The 19,161-nt window shown below is 43.8% G+C and carries 23 protein-coding genes and 1 other annotated feature; of the genes, 15 read left to right on the forward strand and 8 right to left on the reverse strand.

Annotated features, from left to right (window positions below):
- Nucleotides 1–5 precede the first annotated feature (5 nt).
- Complete coding sequence (gene remA / locus N0824_RS11700; RefSeq protein ID WP_002737924.1) at nt 6–275, reverse strand: extracellular matrix/biofilm regulator RemA; 270 nt, start codon at nt 273–275, stop codon at nt 6–8.
- A 1,234-nt stretch (nt 276–1,509) separates the two neighbouring features.
- Between remA and N0824_RS11710 the strand changes: the two genes are divergently transcribed.
- Nucleotides 1,510–1,716 carry a hypothetical protein gene (locus N0824_RS11710; protein ID WP_002735525.1) on the forward strand — a complete coding sequence of 69 codons (207 nt, stop codon included), beginning with the start codon at nt 1,510–1,512 and terminating at the stop codon, nt 1,714–1,716.
- 128 nt (nt 1,717–1,844) lie between these two features.
- Nucleotides 1,845–2,330 (forward strand): photosystem II cytochrome c-550, encoded by a 486-nt coding sequence (psbV, locus tag N0824_RS11715; RefSeq protein ID WP_002785283.1) that lies wholly within the window; start codon nt 1,845–1,847, stop codon nt 2,328–2,330.
- Nucleotides 2,331–2,382: 52 nt separating this feature from the next.
- Here psbV and N0824_RS11720 read toward each other — a convergent pair whose 3' ends face one another.
- Both N0824_RS11720 and N0824_RS11725 read right to left on the reverse strand, forming a co-directional pair.
- Entirely contained in the window at nt 2,383–3,084 is a 702-nt protein-coding gene (locus tag N0824_RS11720) for a DUF3226 domain-containing protein (protein WP_002754645.1), read from the reverse strand.
- Nucleotides 3,077–4,168 carry an ATP/GTP-binding protein gene (locus N0824_RS11725; protein WP_108936883.1) on the reverse strand — a complete coding sequence of 364 codons (1,092 nt, stop codon included), beginning with the start codon at nt 4,166–4,168 and terminating at the stop codon, nt 3,077–3,079. The genes N0824_RS11720 and N0824_RS11725 overlap by 8 nt, the downstream gene beginning before the upstream one ends.
- 180 nt (nt 4,169–4,348) lie before the next feature.
- Between N0824_RS11725 and N0824_RS11730 the strand changes: the two genes are divergently transcribed.
- From N0824_RS11730 to N0824_RS11755, 6 genes are all read left to right on the forward strand, one after another.
- The gene (locus N0824_RS11730) at nt 4,349–5,854 is read left to right on the forward strand and encodes a UbiD family decarboxylase (RefSeq protein WP_108936884.1); all 1,506 of its coding nucleotides are present in this window, start codon (nt 4,349–4,351) and stop codon (nt 5,852–5,854) included.
- A 525-nt stretch (nt 5,855–6,379) separates the two neighbouring features.
- Nucleotides 6,380–6,496, forward strand: a sequence feature (ribosomal protein L10 leader region).
- Between the two features lie 98 nt (nt 6,497–6,594).
- Nucleotides 6,595–7,143 carry a 50S ribosomal protein L10 gene (gene rplJ, locus N0824_RS11735; RefSeq protein ID WP_108936885.1) on the forward strand — a complete coding sequence of 183 codons (549 nt, stop codon included), beginning with the start codon at nt 6,595–6,597 and terminating at the stop codon, nt 7,141–7,143.
- 43 nt (nt 7,144–7,186) lie between these two features.
- A complete protein-coding gene (gene rplL, locus N0824_RS11740; protein WP_002781111.1) occupies nt 7,187–7,579 on the forward strand; it encodes a 50S ribosomal protein L7/L12 in 393 nt (130 codons plus the stop codon).
- A gap of 104 nt (nt 7,580–7,683) precedes the next feature.
- On the forward strand, nt 7,684–7,779 hold the full coding sequence (locus tag N0824_RS11745; RefSeq protein ID WP_012267019.1) for a photosystem II reaction center protein T: 96 nt from the start codon (nt 7,684–7,686) through the stop codon (nt 7,777–7,779).
- A 127-nt stretch (nt 7,780–7,906) separates the two neighbouring features.
- Complete coding sequence (gene nrdR, locus N0824_RS11750) at nt 7,907–8,422, forward strand: transcriptional regulator NrdR (protein ID WP_108936886.1); 516 nt, start codon at nt 7,907–7,909, stop codon at nt 8,420–8,422.
- Between the two features lie 232 nt (nt 8,423–8,654).
- Nucleotides 8,655–9,647: a 30S ribosomal protein S1 gene (locus N0824_RS11755; protein ID WP_002757124.1), complete on the forward strand. Its 993-nt coding sequence runs from the start codon at nt 8,655–8,657 to the stop codon at nt 9,645–9,647.
- A gap of 143 nt (nt 9,648–9,790) precedes the next feature.
- Here the strand turns inward: N0824_RS11755 and N0824_RS11760 are convergent, their stop codons facing one another.
- The gene (locus N0824_RS11760; RefSeq protein ID WP_108936887.1) at nt 9,791–10,825 is read right to left on the reverse strand and encodes an adenylate/guanylate cyclase domain-containing protein; all 1,035 of its coding nucleotides are present in this window, start codon (nt 10,823–10,825) and stop codon (nt 9,791–9,793) included.
- 51 nt (nt 10,826–10,876) lie between these two features.
- On the reverse strand, nt 10,877–11,578 hold the full coding sequence (locus N0824_RS11765) for a DUF3120 domain-containing protein (RefSeq protein WP_108936888.1): 702 nt from the start codon (nt 11,576–11,578) through the stop codon (nt 10,877–10,879).
- Between the two features lie 171 nt (nt 11,579–11,749).
- Between N0824_RS11765 and N0824_RS11770 the strand changes: the two genes are divergently transcribed.
- A complete protein-coding gene (locus N0824_RS11770; RefSeq protein ID WP_108936889.1) occupies nt 11,750–12,418 on the forward strand; it encodes a hypothetical protein in 669 nt (222 codons plus the stop codon).
- Here N0824_RS11770 and N0824_RS11775 read toward each other — a convergent pair.
- Both N0824_RS11775 and N0824_RS11780 read right to left on the reverse strand, forming a co-directional pair.
- A complete protein-coding gene (locus tag N0824_RS11775) occupies nt 12,415–12,849 on the reverse strand; it encodes a VOC family protein (protein ID WP_108936890.1) in 435 nt (144 codons plus the stop codon). The genes N0824_RS11770 and N0824_RS11775 overlap by 4 nt on opposite strands.
- A 152-nt stretch (nt 12,850–13,001) precedes the next feature.
- Entirely contained in the window at nt 13,002–13,517 is a 516-nt protein-coding gene (locus N0824_RS11780; protein WP_046661831.1) for a TIGR02652 family protein, read from the reverse strand.
- Nucleotides 13,518–13,625: 108 nt separating this feature from the next.
- Here N0824_RS11780 and N0824_RS11785 point away from each other — a divergent pair, with 108 nt between their 5' ends.
- From N0824_RS11785 to N0824_RS11810, 6 genes are all read left to right on the forward strand, one after another.
- A complete protein-coding gene (locus N0824_RS11785) occupies nt 13,626–14,177 on the forward strand; it encodes a gamma carbonic anhydrase family protein (RefSeq protein ID WP_108936891.1) in 552 nt (183 codons plus the stop codon).
- 65 nt (nt 14,178–14,242) lie between these two features.
- Nucleotides 14,243–14,362 carry a photosystem II protein Y gene (locus N0824_RS11790; RefSeq protein WP_002747397.1) on the forward strand — a complete coding sequence of 40 codons (120 nt, stop codon included), beginning with the start codon at nt 14,243–14,245 and terminating at the stop codon, nt 14,360–14,362.
- 213 nt (nt 14,363–14,575) lie between these two features.
- Nucleotides 14,576–15,910: an FAD-binding oxidoreductase gene (locus N0824_RS11795; RefSeq protein ID WP_108936892.1), complete on the forward strand. Its 1,335-nt coding sequence runs from the start codon at nt 14,576–14,578 to the stop codon at nt 15,908–15,910.
- Nucleotides 15,911–16,255: 345 nt separating this feature from the next.
- Complete coding sequence (purB, locus tag N0824_RS11800; protein ID WP_004268608.1) at nt 16,256–17,551, forward strand: adenylosuccinate lyase; 1,296 nt, start codon at nt 16,256–16,258, stop codon at nt 17,549–17,551.
- 72 nt (nt 17,552–17,623) lie between these two features.
- Nucleotides 17,624–17,956 (forward strand): nucleotidyltransferase family protein, encoded by a 333-nt coding sequence (locus N0824_RS11805; RefSeq protein ID WP_002781634.1) that lies wholly within the window; start codon nt 17,624–17,626, stop codon nt 17,954–17,956.
- 1 nt (nt 17,957) lies between these two features.
- Nucleotides 17,958–18,266, forward strand: coding sequence for a DUF86 domain-containing protein (locus tag N0824_RS11810; protein ID WP_228020789.1), 309 nt, complete (start codon nt 17,958–17,960; stop codon nt 18,264–18,266).
- A 191-nt stretch (nt 18,267–18,457) separates the two neighbouring features.
- Here N0824_RS11810 and N0824_RS11815 read toward each other — a convergent pair whose 3' ends face one another.
- Nucleotides 18,458–19,159 (reverse strand): DUF4276 family protein, encoded by a 702-nt coding sequence (locus N0824_RS11815; protein WP_108936893.1) that lies wholly within the window; start codon nt 19,157–19,159, stop codon nt 18,458–18,460.
- Nucleotides 19,160–19,161: the final 2 nt, after the last annotated feature.

Raw genomic sequence — 19,161 nt, forward strand, 5'->3', positions numbered from 1 at the left:
ATAAATTAGTTGCTACTATTAACAGGGGCTTCCTTGTTGACCACGAAACGGTGAGCCACGGTTTCCGGTTGAATGGCCGACAGCACCACATGACTAGAATCGGTGATGATCACCGCACGAGTCCGTCTTCCATAGGTAGCATCGATTAAACAGCCTTTATCCCGAGCATCACTGATGATGCGTTTGATGGGAGCAGATTCTGGGCTAACGATGGCGATAACCCGATTAGCGGAAACTATATTACCGAAGCCAATGTTGATCAGTTGTATATCCATAAGTTAACAAAGGTGTAGTCCTTTGTACAAAAGAGTGTGGAGGTATGATTACAATGTTATCGAGAAAGATTTAGCCTTACAAGGCTAAAAATAACATTCTTAATCACATTTTAGTATTTTTTCAGGTTTTTTGCGATTTTAATTAAATTTGTTTACACGAGTCTCTATCTTAGGGAGTAAATAGTCCAAAAGTCGAGAAAATTCGGGAATTTTGGGGGTTTGGGGTGATGGGGTGATGGGGTGTAGGGTGTGGTGCGATTCGTTGGCTAGAAACTAGACAGTAAGACGTTTAGAGGATTAGCCGCTTGGTAAATGTAGTACCTTGATAACTTTATAACCTTACAGGTGCGGGTTAGTAATAACCTTAGTCCTGTCCTCTAGATGCCTAGAGTGACGGCATTTCCTGCTGCTTTAGACTTGGTACATCTGAGGTAGTGAGCGAGGAAAAAAAGCGGTATCTGATAGCCTAAATCAGAAACCCGTTGAGCCAGAACCTATGGATAGCCCTGGGGCGAAGATACGAATTAACCATCGTCAACACCCACGAGCCAAAAGGCTGACAGGCTCGAAACAAAAGTTAACAGAGTTGGGGCTGATAGCTCATACCACTATCAGTAAGGCATTCCCGTTACTCTCGGTGGACAGTATCATCAAATACGGTTCAACCAATGGTTATAGGGAACGAAGTAACCCTGATTGACTCTGCCCGTTCGGGGCAGTAGGAAACCATCCGCAAGTCAATAGAGGGAGAGGATGTCCTTAAAAGCCAAGGCTTTGAGTAATATCAAAGATATGCTAACAAAGGGCGGGTAACTAGGAAGTCTAAGCAACAATCAACGGTCATATACGCCCTAAAACCAACAATCTTGTCTGGTGGGGATACAGCCAAGAGAGTTGAATAGACAAGGAAATAATAATTCCCATTATTATTCTACTAATGACAGTAGCCTAGTTACTCAGGAGCCGGATACGGCGAAAGTCGTAAGTCCGGTTTTGAAGCAGGGGGTGGGAAGGCGACTTCCTGCTCTACTGTAACGGGTGATGGGAGCTTTTTTCAGTGATCAGTAAACAGTAATCAGTGAACTGAAAACTCACATCTGATCACTGATAACTGATAACTGATCACTGATAACTGATCACTGATAACTGATCACTGTTAAGAATGTCCCCGGCAATGGCATGATAATTATGGTAACTAATAAGTATTCTCTATCCTTGGTGGGTGCGTTAGACTATGGGGTTTGCTGATCTATCGATCGCTGATATTGCGGCAGAGTACGATCTGGCCGATGAATCTGTGTTGTCACTTTGCGACCAATTAGGCATCTCCTATAAAGATCGGCAGACTAATCTCGCCCTAGAAGATGCTAAAGCAATTATCTCACTGATTTTATCCCAACGCTCAGGAGTAACCGCCTCGAAAACGGAAACGTCCCCTTGACTTTATTCCCCACTGCGATCTTCTCGGTGTCCGTGATCACTTAGAATCGATCGACACCCTCCCATAGGAGAAAATTTTTTAGTCACCTTAAAATCCCCCCTCTTGGAACAATTGCGAGTAGGAGAACAATGATCAAACGTTTGATTGTGGCAGCGATCGCTGTAGTCTTTTTTGTATTACAATTCAATCTTAACGGCGCTAGTGCCTTAGAACTCAATGAAAAAACCCTCACCATCACCCTCAATGATGCAGGGGAATCGGTGACTTTGACTTCTGAACAAGCGACGGAAGGACAGAAACTTTTTGTCGCCAATTGTACTAAGTGTCACCTGCAAGGTAAAACCAAAACTAATAATAACGTCAGTTTGGGTCTGGGTGATCTGGCCAAAGCGGAACCTCCCAGAGATAATCTGTTAGCATTGATTGATTATCTAGAACATCCCACCAGTTACGATGGTGAAGATGATCTCAGCGAATTTCATCCCAATGTTAGCCGTCCCGATATCTTCCCAGAATTACGCAATCTGACCGAAGATGATGTGTATAACGTCGCCGCTTATATGTTGGTTGCTCCCCGTCTAGACGAGCGCTGGGGTGGTACAATTTACTTCTAAATTGCCCTCCATATATCCCTCTATCCCTCTAGATTTCTAGGGGGATTTTTGATTAGACAGCAAATAGTTGTAAAAATTCTTTGAGTTCATTTAATACTTCATGCTCAAAGTTCCAAATATGACGTTTGTTTTTCATAACATAATCAAATCCATTCATACTGCATTTCCTGCCAGCTTGTTTTTTGTCTTCTGTGGAACAGGTATCAAATCGTAAATAGTTACTAATCCAAAACTTATCAAAATCTTTGTCTTTAATCGATTTTTCTTGCTTGTTTAAACAATTTCTCCAGTCTTCTAAACAATCCGCATAGGTGGAATCTTGACTTTTAATCTTCTTGAGAACTGTTTCTAGTTCTCCTTGTCCTTCCACATTGGTAAAATAACAAGCAAATTCTGTGATTTGATCTTCTATTGTTGTCAATCTATAAAGCTGACTGGTTTCCCTAATATCTTCCGCTTCTGGATACACCTTTTTCAGACAATCGTTAAGCCAATTTAGTCGCTCTGTCTTAGTATCAGAATCTTGATCGATAATAATACCAACTTTAGGGATAGCTTTTTTACCAAGAGTCGCCTTAATTTCATCGAAAGTGCTGGTTAATTTAGCTTGATCTAAACCCTGTAAACATTTATAGTCATCTTCCTCAAAGCAAATCGGTTTATCTAACTGAATTTTGTTAATATTTAAGTATTTTACTAGGGCTTCGATAAAAATTTTATCATTCTTGCTCTCGACGATTAATAAGTTACTCACCTCTCACCTCATTGCCATGTTTTAAGGCGTACTCTAAAGTGCTTAATTGTCTTTTAATACCAATAATTTTATCAGTTCTGGGACTCCTTGCTAGTTCAAAATAGGCCCCCTGTTCTGGATAATATTCTAACCCCACATCGGCAAAAGCTTGGATCATCTCTAAACTATGGGTTGTGGCAAAAATTTGGCTATCTAGTTCGATAGCTAATCGGAATAAAGTTTTCCAAATATCTGGGTAAGCAGTATAGTGAAGACCATTTTCTATTTCATCGATAAAAATAATTTTTTGCGGATTAAGCAGCAGAGCAAAAATCATCTCTATCAGACGATTAATAGCTTCACCAAACAGAAATATGGGTAGGCGTTTTGTCTCTTTTCTTTTCAGATATAAATTTGGTTCGCCCAGAAAAAAACTTTCTATTTTCTCAATAGAAGGATCGAGAATTTGTAGAGCTTTTAGCACTTCTTCTTCCTGTTCATTAAAAACTATTTTAGTATAGGACTCGCTCAATTCTTCCAAAGATTTACTGACAGATGCGGCAATGATTACTGGTTCCTCATCACCTGGATCAGGTAAAGCGAGTATTCCCTCAGAACTAGCAATTAAAAAATAGTTCAGTTGACCATCATTTGAGTCATTCTTGAGGTGAAAACTTGTGTGAATATTTAAGATAGAAATAACGGATTTATTTTTAGCGATAAAATCGTATAATTTTTGTAAGTCTTCAGAGATTCCTAAAACGCTATCTTTAAGAGAATCGGAAATCGATATTTTTACCAATTTATCTCCTTGGTTAGATTGGGAGCCTTTTAACTCAATAATATTTTTTCTATCAAGATTGAATAACAAATCATCCCAAGCATTTTTAGGAACAGCCCGAACAACTGCTAAAGATTGCCTACGAATGATTCCTCTGATGTGATTAATAGTATTTGGATAGGGGTAACTATACAAAAATATTGCCTCTAACAATGCAGTTTTCCCTGAATTGTTTTTACCGCCAATTAAATTAACTCGCTCAAAGCCTTCAATTTTGGTATGCTCAAAACATCTAAAATTACTAATTTCAATATCCTTAATCATGTTGACCTCCGGGCTGAATAAGCATAAATTTAGGGTTAGGAATGAAGCTGGCGAGATGGGGATTTTTTTCCTTAATTCTAGACGAGAATCGCCTCCAACTCTCAAAAAGGTGACTATCCCCCACCGAAACTGCCGCCCTAAGAGATAATAGAGAGAGGGATTTATTTACATTTCTTCATCATGGCTAGAGACTTACGAGGATTTATTAAGCTTTTAGAAGATCGTGGCCAATTACGCCGCATTAGTGCATCGGTCTCTGCCGATTTAGAAATTGCCGAGATCGCTAATCGGATGCTACAGGTAGGAGGACCGGCCCTACTGTTTGAAAACGTGCAAGGGGCCGAGTTTCCCGTCGCTATTAACCTGATGGGAACGGTAGAACGCATCTGTTGGGCGATGAACCTGAATAAACCCGAAGAATTGGAAGATTTAGGCAAAAAACTCGCCCTCTTGCAACAACCGAAACCGCCGAAAAAACTCTCCCAAGCGATCGATTTTGGTAAAGTGTTGTTTGATGTCCTGAAAGCCAAACCCAACCGTAACTTTTTCCCTGCCTGTCAACAGGTGATTTTAGAAGGGGATGAGGTAGATTTAAAGAAAATTCCGATGATTCGCCCCTATTCTGGCGATGCAGGCCAGATTATCACCCTAGGGCTAGTAATTACTAAAGATTGCGAAACGGGAACCCCTAACGTCGGTGTCTATCGCTTACAGCTACAGTCTCACAATACCATGACCGTCCACTGGTTATCCGTGCGCGGTGGGGCGCGTCACCTGCGAAAAGCGGCACAAATGGGCAAAAAATTAGAAATAGCCATTGCTTTAGGGGTCGATCCTTTAATTATCATGGCCGCCGCCACTCCTATCCCCGTAGATCTCTCAGAATGGCTGTTTGCTGGATTGTACGGCGGTTCTGGGGTACAGTTAGCCAAGTGTAAAACCCTCGATTTAGAAGTGCCGGCCGACTCAGAAATCGTCCTCGAAGGAACAATTACCCCCGGAGAGGTATTGCCAGATGGCCCCTTTGGTGATCACATGGGTTACTATGGCGGTGTGGAAGATTCACCCCTGATTCATTTCCACTGTATGACCCATCGTCGCGACCCTATTTATTTAACCACTTTTAGCGGTCGTCCTCCCAAGGAAGAGGCGATGATGGCTATCGCTCTTAATCGTATTTATACGCCGATTTTACGGCAACAGGTGTCGGAAATAAGAGATTTTTTCCTGCCCATGGAAGCTTTAAGCTATAAAGCGGCGATTATCTCCATTGATAAAGCTTATCCCGGACAAGCGCGGCGAGCGGCCTTAGCTTTTTGGAGTGCCTTACCCCAGTTCACCTATACTAAATTTGTCATCGTCGTCGATAAGGAGATTAATATTCGCGACCCCCGGCAAGTGGTTTGGGCAATTAGTTCTAAAGTGGATCCGGTTCGGGATGTGTTTATTCTCCCAGAAACCCCCTTTGATAGCCTCGATTTTGCCAGCGAAAAGGTCGGTTTGGGGGGGAGAATGGGAATTGATGCCACTACTAAAATGTATCCCGAAACTGACCACCAGTGGGGGGAACCTTTGGAGTCGGATCCGTCCATGGCGGTCAAGGTTTCCCAACGCTGGTCAGAATACGGTTTAATCGATATTAATTTACAAGAAGTGGATGCCAATAAGTTTGGCTACGAAATGTAGATTTAACCGACTAAGCTGTGAGCGCGGTCTCTTCAAAGATTTTAGGCAGTTTAACCCTTATTGCTGCCGTTTTTGAATCCTCAAAAATTAACTATGCAAGAGGTTTAATTAGGGTTTGCTGAAAAAGTAGGGGCGAAGCATTCGGATAGAAGCTCTAAGGTTTCACCGATAGGTTATTGCCCTAATGCTTCGCCCCTACAGGACGCGGGCCGATGAAGACACAAGGTGTTGAACCACGATTCTCTCAAAATCTTGCGCCTGTGGGAGCGAAACAGAACCCTAAAACCCTTACCTCGTCTATATTTCACATTTATTCAGCAAACCCTAATTAATTGAGTAGTTATATCAGTAGTCTGCCAAGTAATACTCAAAAATTAGGCTTTCTTCTTCTTTGTGTGTTCAGTATATAGGAGCGATCGATCTTTGTGTCCTTTGTGTCTTTGTGGTTCGTTCCACCCACTCGCCAGCAGCACTGTGTCTTAGAAGACATATCGTGCTTGACATAAATCCCGCAATAGTGCTACAATGAAAAGCTGGCTTAAGCCAAAGACAGCAGGTGCCAAACAGCTTAAATACCCTGCCGAGGTCAAAGCGAGAAAACAGCAGCCAAAAAGACCAAAGAGAGATTTTTTCTGTCTCGGTCGTGACTGAACTGATTCTCTCCACTCAACCCCGGCGCTACAAGGGGTTATTTTTGTGCCTGTGGAACCGGTCCCCCGCATACAGGAGGTGAACAAGGGATGGGGAGAAGCAGAGAAAGCAAGGGAGTAATTCTAGAAGAATTAAAAACCTCCCTTAGCGAAGCTCAATTAACGATGGTCATCGACTATCAAGGTTTAACCGTCGCCGAAATCAGCAATCTACGCCGCAAATTGCGCCCCACGGGAACGATTTGTAAAGTCACCAAAAATACTTTGATGGGATTGGCGATCGCTGAAGATAGTGGCTGGGAACCGATGAAAAGCCTTTTATCGGGAACATCCGCCTTTCTGCTCGTAAAAGAGGATATCGGTGGAGCTTTCAAGGCCTATCAAGAGTTCAAAAAAGAAAGCAAAAAAACCGAATTGCGCGGCGGTGTCCTCAAAGAAGGGACAAAAGGTCAACTGTTGACAGAAGATCAGCTAAAAGCGATCGCTGATTTACCGTCGAAAGAACAGTTAATCGCTCAGGCTGCCGGAGCAATCAACGCCATTGCCACCAAACTGGCCCGCAGCATCAACGAAGTTCCCGCATCTTTGGCCCGTGCCGTCGATGCCGTGGCCCGTCAAGAAGAAAAAGAAGCGGCTTAATACCGCGCCAATCGATCACTTAAAAAAATTAGGAGTCTAACCCATGTCTGCTGTAGCTGAAATCTTAGAAAAACTCAAAACCCTGACCCTCTTAGAGGCTGCGGAATTAGTCAAAGGTATCGAAGAAACCTTCGGAGTTAGTGCCGCCGCTCCAACTGGTGGCATAATTATGGCTGCCCCCGGGGCTGCTCCGGCTGCCGCCGCTGAAGCTGTGGAAGAACAAACCGAATTTAACGTCGTTCTCGAAGAAGTTCCCGCCGACAAGAAAATTGCTATCCTCAAGGTAGTGCGCGAATTGACCGGTTTAGGACTCAAAGAAGCGAAAGACCTAGTAGAAGCCGCTCCCAAAGCGGTTAAAGAAGGTACTAACAAAGATGATGCCGCCGCCGTCAAGAAAAAACTGGAAGATGCTGGGGCAAAAGTTAGCGTTAAATAGATCGCCACTGATTCTGGGGATATAATCTACATCCCCAGACAAGCCGAAAAACTCATTTCCTGATACTATAGGATTGTTATAGCAGTCTTGTAGGATGTCCAACCATGGAAAGCGTCGCTTACATTTTGGTTTTAACTATGGCTTTGTCGGTAATTTTCTTCGCCATCGCCTTCCGGGAACCTCCCCGGATTCAAAAGTAAATTTCTTAACTCCGTTTAGGTTAATAATTTTCTTCCCCGAGCCGCCCGCTTGTCAAAAGCAGGTTAGCGGCTCTGGTTTTCGTATTTAAAGGCTTAAATTAAAGGTTCCCCTCACCGAGCGCCTCCTATGCAATGCCCTAATTGTCAGCATACCGATAGTCGCGTTTTAGAGTCCCGTTCCTCCGAAAACGGTCAGAGCATTCGTCGTCGTCGTGAATGCTTACAATGTAAACATCGCTTCACCACCTACGAGCGCATCGAATTCGTGCCGATCACGGTGATTAAAAAAGATGGTAAACGGGAATCTTTTGATCGCTGCAAACTGCTGCGGGGTATCGTTCGCGCCTGCGAAAAAACCGGCATTCCCCACTCAAGATTAGAGGCGATCGTCAATGATATCGAATCCCGTTTGCAGCAAGACTCAAAACGGGAGGTAACAAGTCAGGAGATCGGTCAATTAGTCCTGGAATATCTCCGGCGAGAATCGGAAGTGGCCTATGTGCGCTTTGCTTCGGTTTACGGCAATTTTCAGGGAATTAGAGACTTTATCGCCGCTTTAGCGCTGCTGCAATCCTCCGAAATCGAACGCGCCTATCCTTCTTGGTCTCCAGTGGAAGAAGCCAGCGCGATCACCTCGTCTTAAATAGTTCCCGATTCAGTTATAATGAGGATCCCTTGTGCTATTTCAAGCCCAAGCTCTGGTTAGATTCTTAAAAGTCATTCTTGAGGCGGATTGCCTTCAAGAAAGCAGGATGCGGCAGTTCATCCCCTAGGCCCTGCCTAGAAACTAAATTGGGAGGCATCTCCTTTATTTAGAAACTGTACATCACATAGGAGGAAAAACCTACGGAACTTCCGAGGCCCAAACAACGTACATGACCACCCAAAAAACCGCAAACAAAAACATAGGCTTTACCCATGAAGATTTTGCCGCCCTTCTAGACAAATACGATTATCATTTCAGTCCGGGAGATGTTGTCGCTGGGACTGTTTTCAGCATGGAACCCCGGGGAGCGCTCATCGATATCGGTGCTAAAACCGCCGCTTTTATCCCCGTGCAGGAGATGTCGATCAACCGCGTCGATAATCCCGAAGAAGTTTTACAACCCAACGAAACCAGGGAATTTTTCATTCTTACCGACGAGAATGAAGATGGACAGCTAACCCTGTCGATCCGTCGCATCGAATATATGCGCGCTTGGGAACGGGTGCGTCAATTGCAAAAAGAAGATGCTACCGTGCGCTCGAATGTTTTCGCCACTAACCGTGGTGGGGCATTAGTCAGAATTGAAGGTCTCCGCGGCTTTATCCCCGGTTCTCACATTAGCACCAGAGAAGCGAAAGAGGATTTAGTCGGTCAGGAATTGCCCTTAAAGTTTTTAGAAGTGGACGAAGATCGCAACCGTCTGGTTTTAAGTCATCGTCGCGCTTTAGTGGAACGCAAGATGAACGGTTTAGCCGTGGGACAGGTGGTAATCGGTTCCGTGCGCGGAATCAAGCCCTACGGTGCTTTCATCGATATCGGTGGAGTCAGTGGTTTACTGCATATTTCCGAAATTTCTCACGATCACATTGACACCCCCCACACGGTTTTCAATGTCAATGATGAGTTGAAAGTGATGATTATCGATCTCGATGCCGAAAGAGGTCGCATTTCCCTCTCGACTAAACAATTAGAACCCGAACCGGGAGATATGCTAAAAAATCGCCCGTTAGTGTTTGAAAAAGCCGAAGAAATGGCGATTAAATACCGAGAAAAACGTCTAGCGGAAGCGGAAGGCCGGACCGTTTCGGAAGTAGTCGCAGAAATCGAAGTTCCCCCCGCCTTGGAGGAGGAAGATTTAGTTCTCGCCGCCGCCGAGGAGTAGGTCAGCTATCAGTTATCAGTTATCAGTCATCAGATTTGAGTTTTTAGTGGACAGTATTAAATAAAAGTTTCCTACTGTCTTTTCACTGATTACTGTTTACTGATCACTGATCACTGAAACGTCTCCCAACCCCTCGTTTAATTTCAATCTTCAAAACCGACACTGCCGACAACTCCTGTAATTCCGGTCATCTCCTCACTACTGTTGGCATCGAGGAAACGATCCAAGTCATCAAAAGTGGTTCCGTAGGTAATAGTGCTATCGTGGTATCCTTTCAGACTGACGGTATGTTGAGCAAAAACTTGCTGGAGATGGGGTAAACCGATGAGATAACCGTAGGTAGTAGCTCCGATGGCTAAATCCTTGCCCATTTCTTTAGTAGCCGACTCCAAACGAAAAGCGGCGTTGACTGTATCCCCGATCGCCGTATAATCTGGATGTTCACCGCTGCCAGTATTGCCGACCATGGCATAACCAGTATTCACCCCCGCACCGATGCGTAATTGGAAGGGTAAGGGATATTGTTCACTTAAAGTGCAAGTCATGTTATGTAGTTGCGTAATTGCTCGGAAAATTTGCAGGATATCGTCTTGATTGACTTCCTGTTGGCCGTGAAACCAGATGGCCATGATCGCATCACCAATATATTTATCTACCCAACTGCCGGAACTGCGGATAATATTCCCCGCATGGCGAAACCAACTGCCAATCAGAGAAGAAAGCACTTTTTCGTCTAATTGCCTGGTTAAAGCCGTAAAATTCCGCATATCTACCACCATCACCGATGTTAAGCGCCGTTCATGGAGGACGGAGGTGAGGGTATCCCATTCTGAATTGTGCGGTTGCTTGCCTACATTGGTGGGAGCAGGACGATAGAACTGCACCTCGGTTTTGCCAAAGGTGATCTGCTCTTTGCTATGGATAGTCACTGGAATGCCTACCCTTCTGCCATTGACAAAAGTTCCATTGCGACTACCGAGATCGATCAGATAAAAATCCCCTGTTTCCGTGGATTGTAAAATAGCGTGATTACGAGAGATACAGTGATCTTTAATCACGATATCGTTATCTTTGCTCCGTCCGATTGTCCAGTAAGATTTCCCCACGAGAGGGAAAAAACGCTGGCCCTTCTCGGTATGGAGTAGTAAATAGGGATTTTGTCCTAGTAGTATATCCACGGGTGCATAAGCGGCAATAGATAGACTGCACTAATTATATAGCTTATTCTATTAAGCCAGAGAAGCGGTAATCCAAAATAAACCATCGACTAAAATTGTACTCAATACGGCCCCGCTAAATGCCCACCAATGACATACCCTTTTTTGCAAAGGATAAATACCGATCGCTAAGAGCAGGTTGAGCAGCACGATCGCCCAACTGATGCCCCAGGGGGTCTCAATTTGGGCCAAGGCGTTATGAAATATCGGCGATACTAGGTTGGGATCTAGTTCCACGGTCATTAATTGTCGCCAGTAGGGGATTAGTCCCGTTAGATAGAAATATACATCGGTGATGGCCGTTCCTAACAAAGAACCCAGATAGAAAAGATTGCCCACTTTGCCGCGACCTTTGTATAATCCCCAGAGAACAAAGGGCAGCCCGATCGCTTCCATGGGAATATGGATCAACGGTTCCCAACGCCACCACCCCCAGTACAGAGAACCTGCTAACCAACTCCAACTAAAGCCCAAAAGTAAATCCCCCCAAAGACTGATTTTTTCTTGTTTGAGCAGCCAAATCCCTAACCCCACCCAGAAAAAGGTTAAAACTAGGCTAACTTCGGGATAGTAGCGCACTAGGGGTGCTTGTATGAATACGGGGACTGATACCAGAAATGCTGCTGTCCAAAAGACGGATTGACATTTTTCCCAGTTAGGGACTAGGGGTTTCAGGCGATCGGGATTGCTGGAAACTAGGGTAGAGTTGAGCAAAGGATTTCAGAATTGTTACGAAACTTTACTTACATTAATATACATCATTCTCTGTCCACTATATCCCCTCTAGAAGATTTTAATCAGTTAAAAAGGAAAATTGAGGGAGAATAACTGAGTGCTATCCTGTTAGAATCGAAACAACAGCAGCGATCGAGGAGTGAAACAAATATGCCGGCGGGCTATGAAGAAAATCCCAGAATGCCCCTAGATAAAGTTATTTTTGTTACTGCTTGCATCTATCTAGGTTGGGTGGTGGCATGGCTCATCAGTCAGAAAAATGCCCCTATCTCTCAAAATAGCACGACTTCCCAAGAAGATAAAAAATTTATTGCCTATCTGCAATCATCCCTTGCTATTATCGATCGCCAAAGTCAAACTTCATCCCCCGATCCCAATCCTGCTGCCAAAAATAACCCTTCTCCAGTAGTGCCAGTTCCACCAGCACCACCCGCTAATTTACCAGTTAATAATACTCCCCAGATCATAGAAAGAATTTACGTTCCCGTTTATCCCCAAACCCCTGAAACTACTGCCAAACTTGTCCCAGTTACACCCTCAAATACCGACATTTCTGCACCACCATTACCAGCTGCTCCCCAAGGGAATCGACCAGTAGCAGCGGTTATTCCTACCAATAATCAGGTGAAAAATACCCTGGTGGGGGTAATGGATTTAGGCGATCAATCTTCAGCTTTATTTGATAATAAGGGCATAACTACTCGTATTTCTCCGGGGGAATTTATCAATGGTTGGACTTTAGTGGAAGTTGGTAGTCAACAGGTTATTTTGTCTCGCAACGGTCAAACAAAAGTCTTAGAAGTGGGACAATCTTTTTAGGTTAAACGACGGATAAATTCTAGGGGTAAACCGTCTGTATCGGCAATAAAGGTGACTTCATAGACATGATCGCCGATCATCTGTTGTTGAGGTGGCAAAAGAATTTTTAAAGGTTGATATAAATCGGCATCCTCTTGATGGGATTGCTGAAAGTTATTTGTTAATTTTTCTAACCATTCTGGTAAATTGCTGACATTTTCTGTTAGGTCAAAAGACAAGTGGTAATAACCGACATAATGCTGATCACTAAAGGCATCGGGGGCGGGTTTCGGTTCAGGAATTTGGATTAATTCGATGCGTCCGTTCAACCCCGTTAACCAACAGGCCAAAGTATAACCAGTAGTGAATCTTTCCTCTAGGGTAAAACCGAGAAGTTGGTAAAAAGCGATCGCCCGATGGATATTGGCGGTACGAATAGAAGCATGGTGCATTTTCAGGAGAAAGAATTATGAATTATGAATTATGAATTATGAAGTGGGGAGATGGGGAAGTGGGGAGATGGGGAAGTGGGGAGATGGGGATAATAAATAAAAGCAATCTTCTATCTCCTATCTCCTGACGACTGGCTCCTAATGGCTAATGATTAATCAAAAAGACGAAAATAGGGGTAACGTTTGGGAACCCCCGGTTCTTTTTCCAGATCAAAGTTAATTACATCCCAACAGGGTTCATCGGGGGCATCGGGACTAAATTCTACCGGTAAACCGTAGAGACGGGGAATAGTGGCTTCACCCGGTTCATTACCGCGCCAAGTGGTGTTACGTTCTAGGTAGGAACTAACTAAATCGCGATAACGGTTGGCAATAATTACTTTAGTCGCTTTAAATCCTTGGGTATAGAGGCGATCGAGTGCTTCGTGAATCTCAAAACGAATACCATCCGGGTGAGTGTGTTGACGATACCACTCACCATTCCAGAGTCGCCAATGCCGTCCTGACTGCAAGTGAACCAACTCACCCGTTTTGGGATCGGCTTCAAAAGCTCCATGGCGCGGACACAAATAGGTATCCGTCAAAGTGAGGGCGGGGATTAGCTGCCGACAGTGAGGACAATGGATATCGGGGCCAAAAACAGGGTATTGTAAACTTGCATTGATCATGGAAGAACCTAAACTAAAAATTGCTATCTTTGTACCAATAATCCTATCCATATTATACCCAACCAAATTGGACGGGTATTCTCTTTCGACTTTAGTGCAGATCCTCCCATGTCTTTAGATAACTTAAGATCAACTTCTAATTTCTGGCCGATTGTCGATGTCAGTCAAGCGGCTTTTATCGCCCCTAATGCCACGGTAATAGGCGATATTTCCCTAGCTGTGGGGGTGAGTGTTTGGTATGGGGCGGTATTGCGTGCCGACGTGGAACGCATCGAAATTGGGGCCTATACTAATATCCAAGATGGGGCGATCCTACACGGAGATCCAGGCAAAATTACTATCCTTGAAGATTACGTTACCATCGGGCATCGGGCGGTAATTCACGCGGCCCATATTGAACGCGGTTGTTTAATCGGCATTGGGGCAGTGATTCTCGATGGTGTGCGCGTCGGGGCGGGTAGTATTGTCGGGGCGGGTAGTATTGTGACAAAAGATATACCACCGCGATCTTTAGTGGTGGGTATTCCCGCTAAACGCGTCCGGGAAGTATCGCCACAGGAGGCTCAAGAGTTGATTGAACACGCCGAGCGCTATGCTAAACTTGCCCTCGTTCATGGGGGAAAAGGTACTGATACCGGATTCCCAAAAGGGGCGGTTTAGGGTATAAATATAAAATGAGAATCAAGTAACAATCTTTTAAGCACTGACCGAGGAGAAGGAAATCTATGGACTGGAGAGTGTTAATCGTTTTAACCCCTTTGCTTATTGCTGGTGGCTGGGCTGTCTTCAATATCGGCGCTGCCGCTATTAGACAAGCTCAACAGTTTCTCAGCAAACAAAGTTAATAAAAGTTTATAATTTTTAGTAAAACCGATCCCCTAGGCGATCGGTTTTTAATTTTTCCTTTTTGAATTATGAATTATGAATTATGAATTGGGGTATGGGGAGAACAAATAAAAATAATCTCCTGTCTCCTGAATCCTGTCTCCTGACTCCTGTCTCCTGTCTCCTGAATCCTAACCCCACCAATACACTTTTTCAGCAATCTCTACCTAACCATGAAATCTAACTATCAAAATCTCATTGAAGAACTTGCCCATCTGGAAATTATCACCGATCCGGGACAAGTGGCGAAACTTTCCTTAGATTATTATCATTTTAGTCCCATTTTAGAAGCACAACTGCAAGATAAACGGGCTGATTTAGTCATTCGTCCCCACAATAGCCAAGAGGTTATTGACATCGCTAAAACCTGCGTTAAATACCAAATTCCTTTAACAGTTAGAGGTGCGGGTACAGGTAATTATGGTCAATGTGTTCCCTTGCAGGGCGGAGTAATTTTAGACACAACCAAACTAACAAAAATTATCTCGATCGAACCGGGTACAGCACGGGTAGAAGCGGGGGTAAAAATGGCATTTTTTGATAAACAAGCTCGCGCAATTGGTTGGGAATTAAGAATGGCTCCCTCTACCTATCGGACGGCGACAATTGGCGGTTTTATCGGGGGTGGCAGTGTGGGCATGGGTTCAATTAATTATGGACAATTGAAGGATAGAGGCAATCTGCAAGCAGTGCAATTAGTCACCCTAGAAACAGAACCCAAAATTATCGAATTACGGGGGGATGAAGTAGAAAAAGTCAATCATGCCTACGGAACCAATGGCATTATTACCGAGTTAGAAATAGCCCTCGCTCCCTGTTATCCTTGGGCAGAATTTATCGTTACTTTTGCCGATTTTCTCACCGCCGCTAAATTCGGTCAAGCTCTCAGTGATAGTGATGGCATTGTCAAGAAAATGGTTAGTGTTCACTCCTGTCCAATTCCCGCTTATTTTATCGCTCTTAAGGATTATTTACCCACAGGAAAAGCGGCAGTTTTGTTAATAGTATCGGACAGCGATCGAGTTGCCCTAGAATCTTTAATTAAAGAATATAATGGTGAACTTACTTACTATAAAACGCCAGAAGAAACCCAAAAAGGCAACAGTATCTTAGAATTTACTTGGAATCATACCACTCTCCATGCGCGTAGTTTTAACCCCAAAATAACTTATCTACAAGCTTTTTATTTTAATCTAGCCACGGTGGAGAAACTCTATAACTATTTTGGTGAGGAAATCATGATGCACCTAGAATTTTTGAGATTTCAAGGTAAAGTTATTCCCGCCGGTCTTCCCTTGCTAGAATTTACCACAGAAACTCGATTAAATGAGATTATTGCTATCTATGAACAACAGGGGGCAGCTATTGCCAATCCTCACACTTATATCATGGAAGATGGCGGCAGCAGACAGATTAATCCGCTACAACTAGAATTTAAACAACTCGTCGATCCCTACGGATTGAACAATCCGGGTAAAATGCGAGCATGGATTGAAGCAAGGGGGTAGGGGTTAGATTGAGGCTAAATTAAGCAAGATAGTTCACCGCTAAGTAGTTGGACAAAAGTAAAGTTAACTGTGGGGTAAGGAGTCAGGAGTCAGAAGTCAGGAGTCAGAAGTCAGAAGTCAGGAGTCAGGAGTCAGAAGTCAGGAGTCAGGAGTCGGTCGTCAGTAAGAATTGCGGCAATTTACATTTCTTAAGATAGACAACAGAATTTATGTCCGACTACTTACCAACGAATCACTAACCGCTAAAAAGGGAGTGGGGAAAACAAAACTCCCCGCTGCCTCCTGCCTATTCCCGGACTTGCCCCGATCCGATACAATTAAACGGTTGTCTTGGAATAATTAATAGTGATCGAGCGTTATACTCTCCCTGCGATGGGGAATTTGTGGACGGATAGATATAAATATCAAACATGGCTAGAGGTAGAGATAGCCGTCTGTGAAGCGCAGGCAGAATTAGGCTATATTCCCGGGGATGCAGTGGAAGAAATTAAGGCAAAAGCTAATTTTGATCCCGATCGCATTTTAGAAATAGAAGCAGAAGTGCGCCACGATGTCATCGCCTTTTTAACAAATGTTAACGAATATGTGGGCGAGCCGGGGCGTTATATTCATTTGGGTTTAACCAGTTCTGATGTATTAGATACCGCCCTATCCTTACAATTAGTCGCCAGTTTAAACCTGATTCTAGAACAATTAGAAGATTTTATCCAAGCCCTGCGCTATCGCGCCCAAGAACACCGTTATACAGTCATGGTGGGACGTTCCCACGGCATTCACGCCGAACCGATCACCTTTGGCTTTAAACTAGCGGGATGGTTAGCGGAAGTGCTGCGGGGACGCGATCGTTTAATTCGCTTGCGCCAAGACATCGCCATCGGTAAAATATCTGGTGCAGTGGGAACCTATGCCAATATTGACCCGAAAATTGAGGCGTTAACCTGTCAGAAGTTAGGATTAGAACCGGATACCGCTTCCACTCAAGTGATATCGCGCGATCGACACGCCGATTATGTGCAACAATTAGCCTTATTAGCGGCTTCGATCGAACGTTTTGCCGTGGAGATTCGCAACCTGCAAAGAACCGATGTCCTAGAAGTGGAAGAATACTTTTCCAAAGGACAAAAAGGCTCCTCCGCTATGCCCCATAAACGTAATCCCATCCGTTCAGAACGCTTAACGGGAATGGCGAGAATTATCCGTAGTCATAGCGTTTCCGCCTTAGAAAATATCGCCCTCTGGCACGAAAGAGATATTTCCCATAGTTCCGTAGAACGGGTGATGCTGCCGGATGTTTGCATTTTGACCCACTTTATGCTGAAGGAAATCACCGATTTAGTCAAAAATCTGCTGGTGTATCCCGAAAACATGAAGCGAAATATGAATGTCTATGGTGGTGTGATTTTCAGTCAAAGAGTTCTTTTAACTTTGGTGAGTAAGGGAATTAGCCGGGAATCTGCCTATAAAATCGTCCAAGAAAACGCCCATCGCGCTTGGAACACCGATAACGGCAATTTTAAAGCTTTTATCAGCCAAGATGAGCGAGTTACCGGTATTTTATCCCCCGACGAGATCGAAAGTTGCTTTGATCCCCAGCAGCACCTAAATCATCTTAATAGCATCTACCAAAGGTTAGATATTTAAGGAGCTTTCAGTGATCAGCTATCGGCCACGTTTTTGAGATCGGCAATTTGAAACCTTGGGAGTAACAATGTCATGACCATTACTGCGAGCGACCTACCGATGGAAAAAATTGCCCAGTTTTGCGATCGCTGGCAAGTGACCGAATTCGCTCTATTCGGCTCCGTCCTGCGCGAAGACTTCCGCCCCGACAGCGACATTGATGTTATGGTGGAATTTCATCCAGAAGCTCATCCCACATTCAGCACCCTAGACCAAATGGAAGCAGAGCTAAAAACCATTTTCCATCGAGATGTTGACCTGATTACCCGCCAAGGCATTGCCACCAGTCGCAACTACCTACGCCGTAATCAAATCCTTTCTTCGGCTCAAGTGATTTATGCAACGGGATCCCCAATTCCTGCTTGATATGCTGCAATCCGCAGAACTGGTCATGATCTACACGGCTCAATGCTCGAAAGCTGAGTTCGTCGCTAATGTGCAGCTTCAAGATTCAGTGATTCGACGGCTCTTGGTGATTGCCGAAGCCGCCGGACGAGTTTCCCAAACAACCCGACAGAACTTGCCCAACATTGCTTGGCAAGAAATCAAGGGAATGCGAAATCGGTTGGTACATGAGTATGATGATGTCAACCTCAACATCGTTTGGGATGTGGTTCAATCGCAGCTCCCATCACTAATTGAGGAGTTAAAGGGGCAAATTCCTCCTGAACGTTGAGGGTTGTTAGGCGGAAGTAGCGATCGCATAGGGAGAACTAAATCGACGACAGGGAACGCACCTTATGCCATTTTTCTTTATTCGTGGCAGACATCTTACTCCCCTCTACCTTTCTAGAATAGGGTTTGAGGTTGGAGGCAATTAACCATCTCTGCCATTACTTTAGAAAAATGGTATTAGCAAGGTCCTATTCACGTTTGATCAGGATTATCCTCTATATTGTTGACTTTCGTTAATTGTGGAAAAATATCTCGTACTGCCTCTTCAAATTTTTTGTAGGAAGACAAGGATTCTAATTTCGACAATTCGATTTTTGTACCAAGCGGTGAATATAAATCGTCAATTTTTAGTTTATTTCGATACCGTTTAGTTATACCTTCTCTGGCTTTATTGATTGCATTTTTAATCGTTTCTTTCGGATTGCTAAAAGATTCTGGCTCTTTATCGATTGCTAACTCACTATCACTTTTATTTGTAGACAATTCTTTTTTTAGTAATTCTTTGTCTGCTAATATCCAGGCTTCAGTCATTTGTATTGGAACGATAGCAACTAAATTTTTGCATAAGTCTCGCTCGTCTGATTTAATAGCATTAAAAGCCGGATTAATTCTTTCCTTAAATGCGTTTTCATCTGTTTTATCATCTGCGTCTGCATGGAAGCACAAAACCATTGCTCCCTTCTCCACCGCTTGAATTGCGTATTTTTTAGCTTTTTCTTGGATATTTTCGCCAGAGATTTGTGGAAGACAAATTGGGTCAAAAATTTCTATTTTTTGTTGACCGTCAAAGGCAACTCTCTCGAAAGTGCGCTGAATAATATTCGTTAAAAATTTATGATCAGAACTGCCTTCTGTAGCTAAGGCAATAATTATTTGTTTGATTTTTTTTGCCATCT

It is taken from the genome of Microcystis sp. 0824 (assembly GCF_003112475.1).
Taxonomy (GTDB): domain Bacteria; phylum Cyanobacteriota; class Cyanobacteriia; order Cyanobacteriales; family Microcystaceae; genus Microcystis; species Microcystis aeruginosa_C.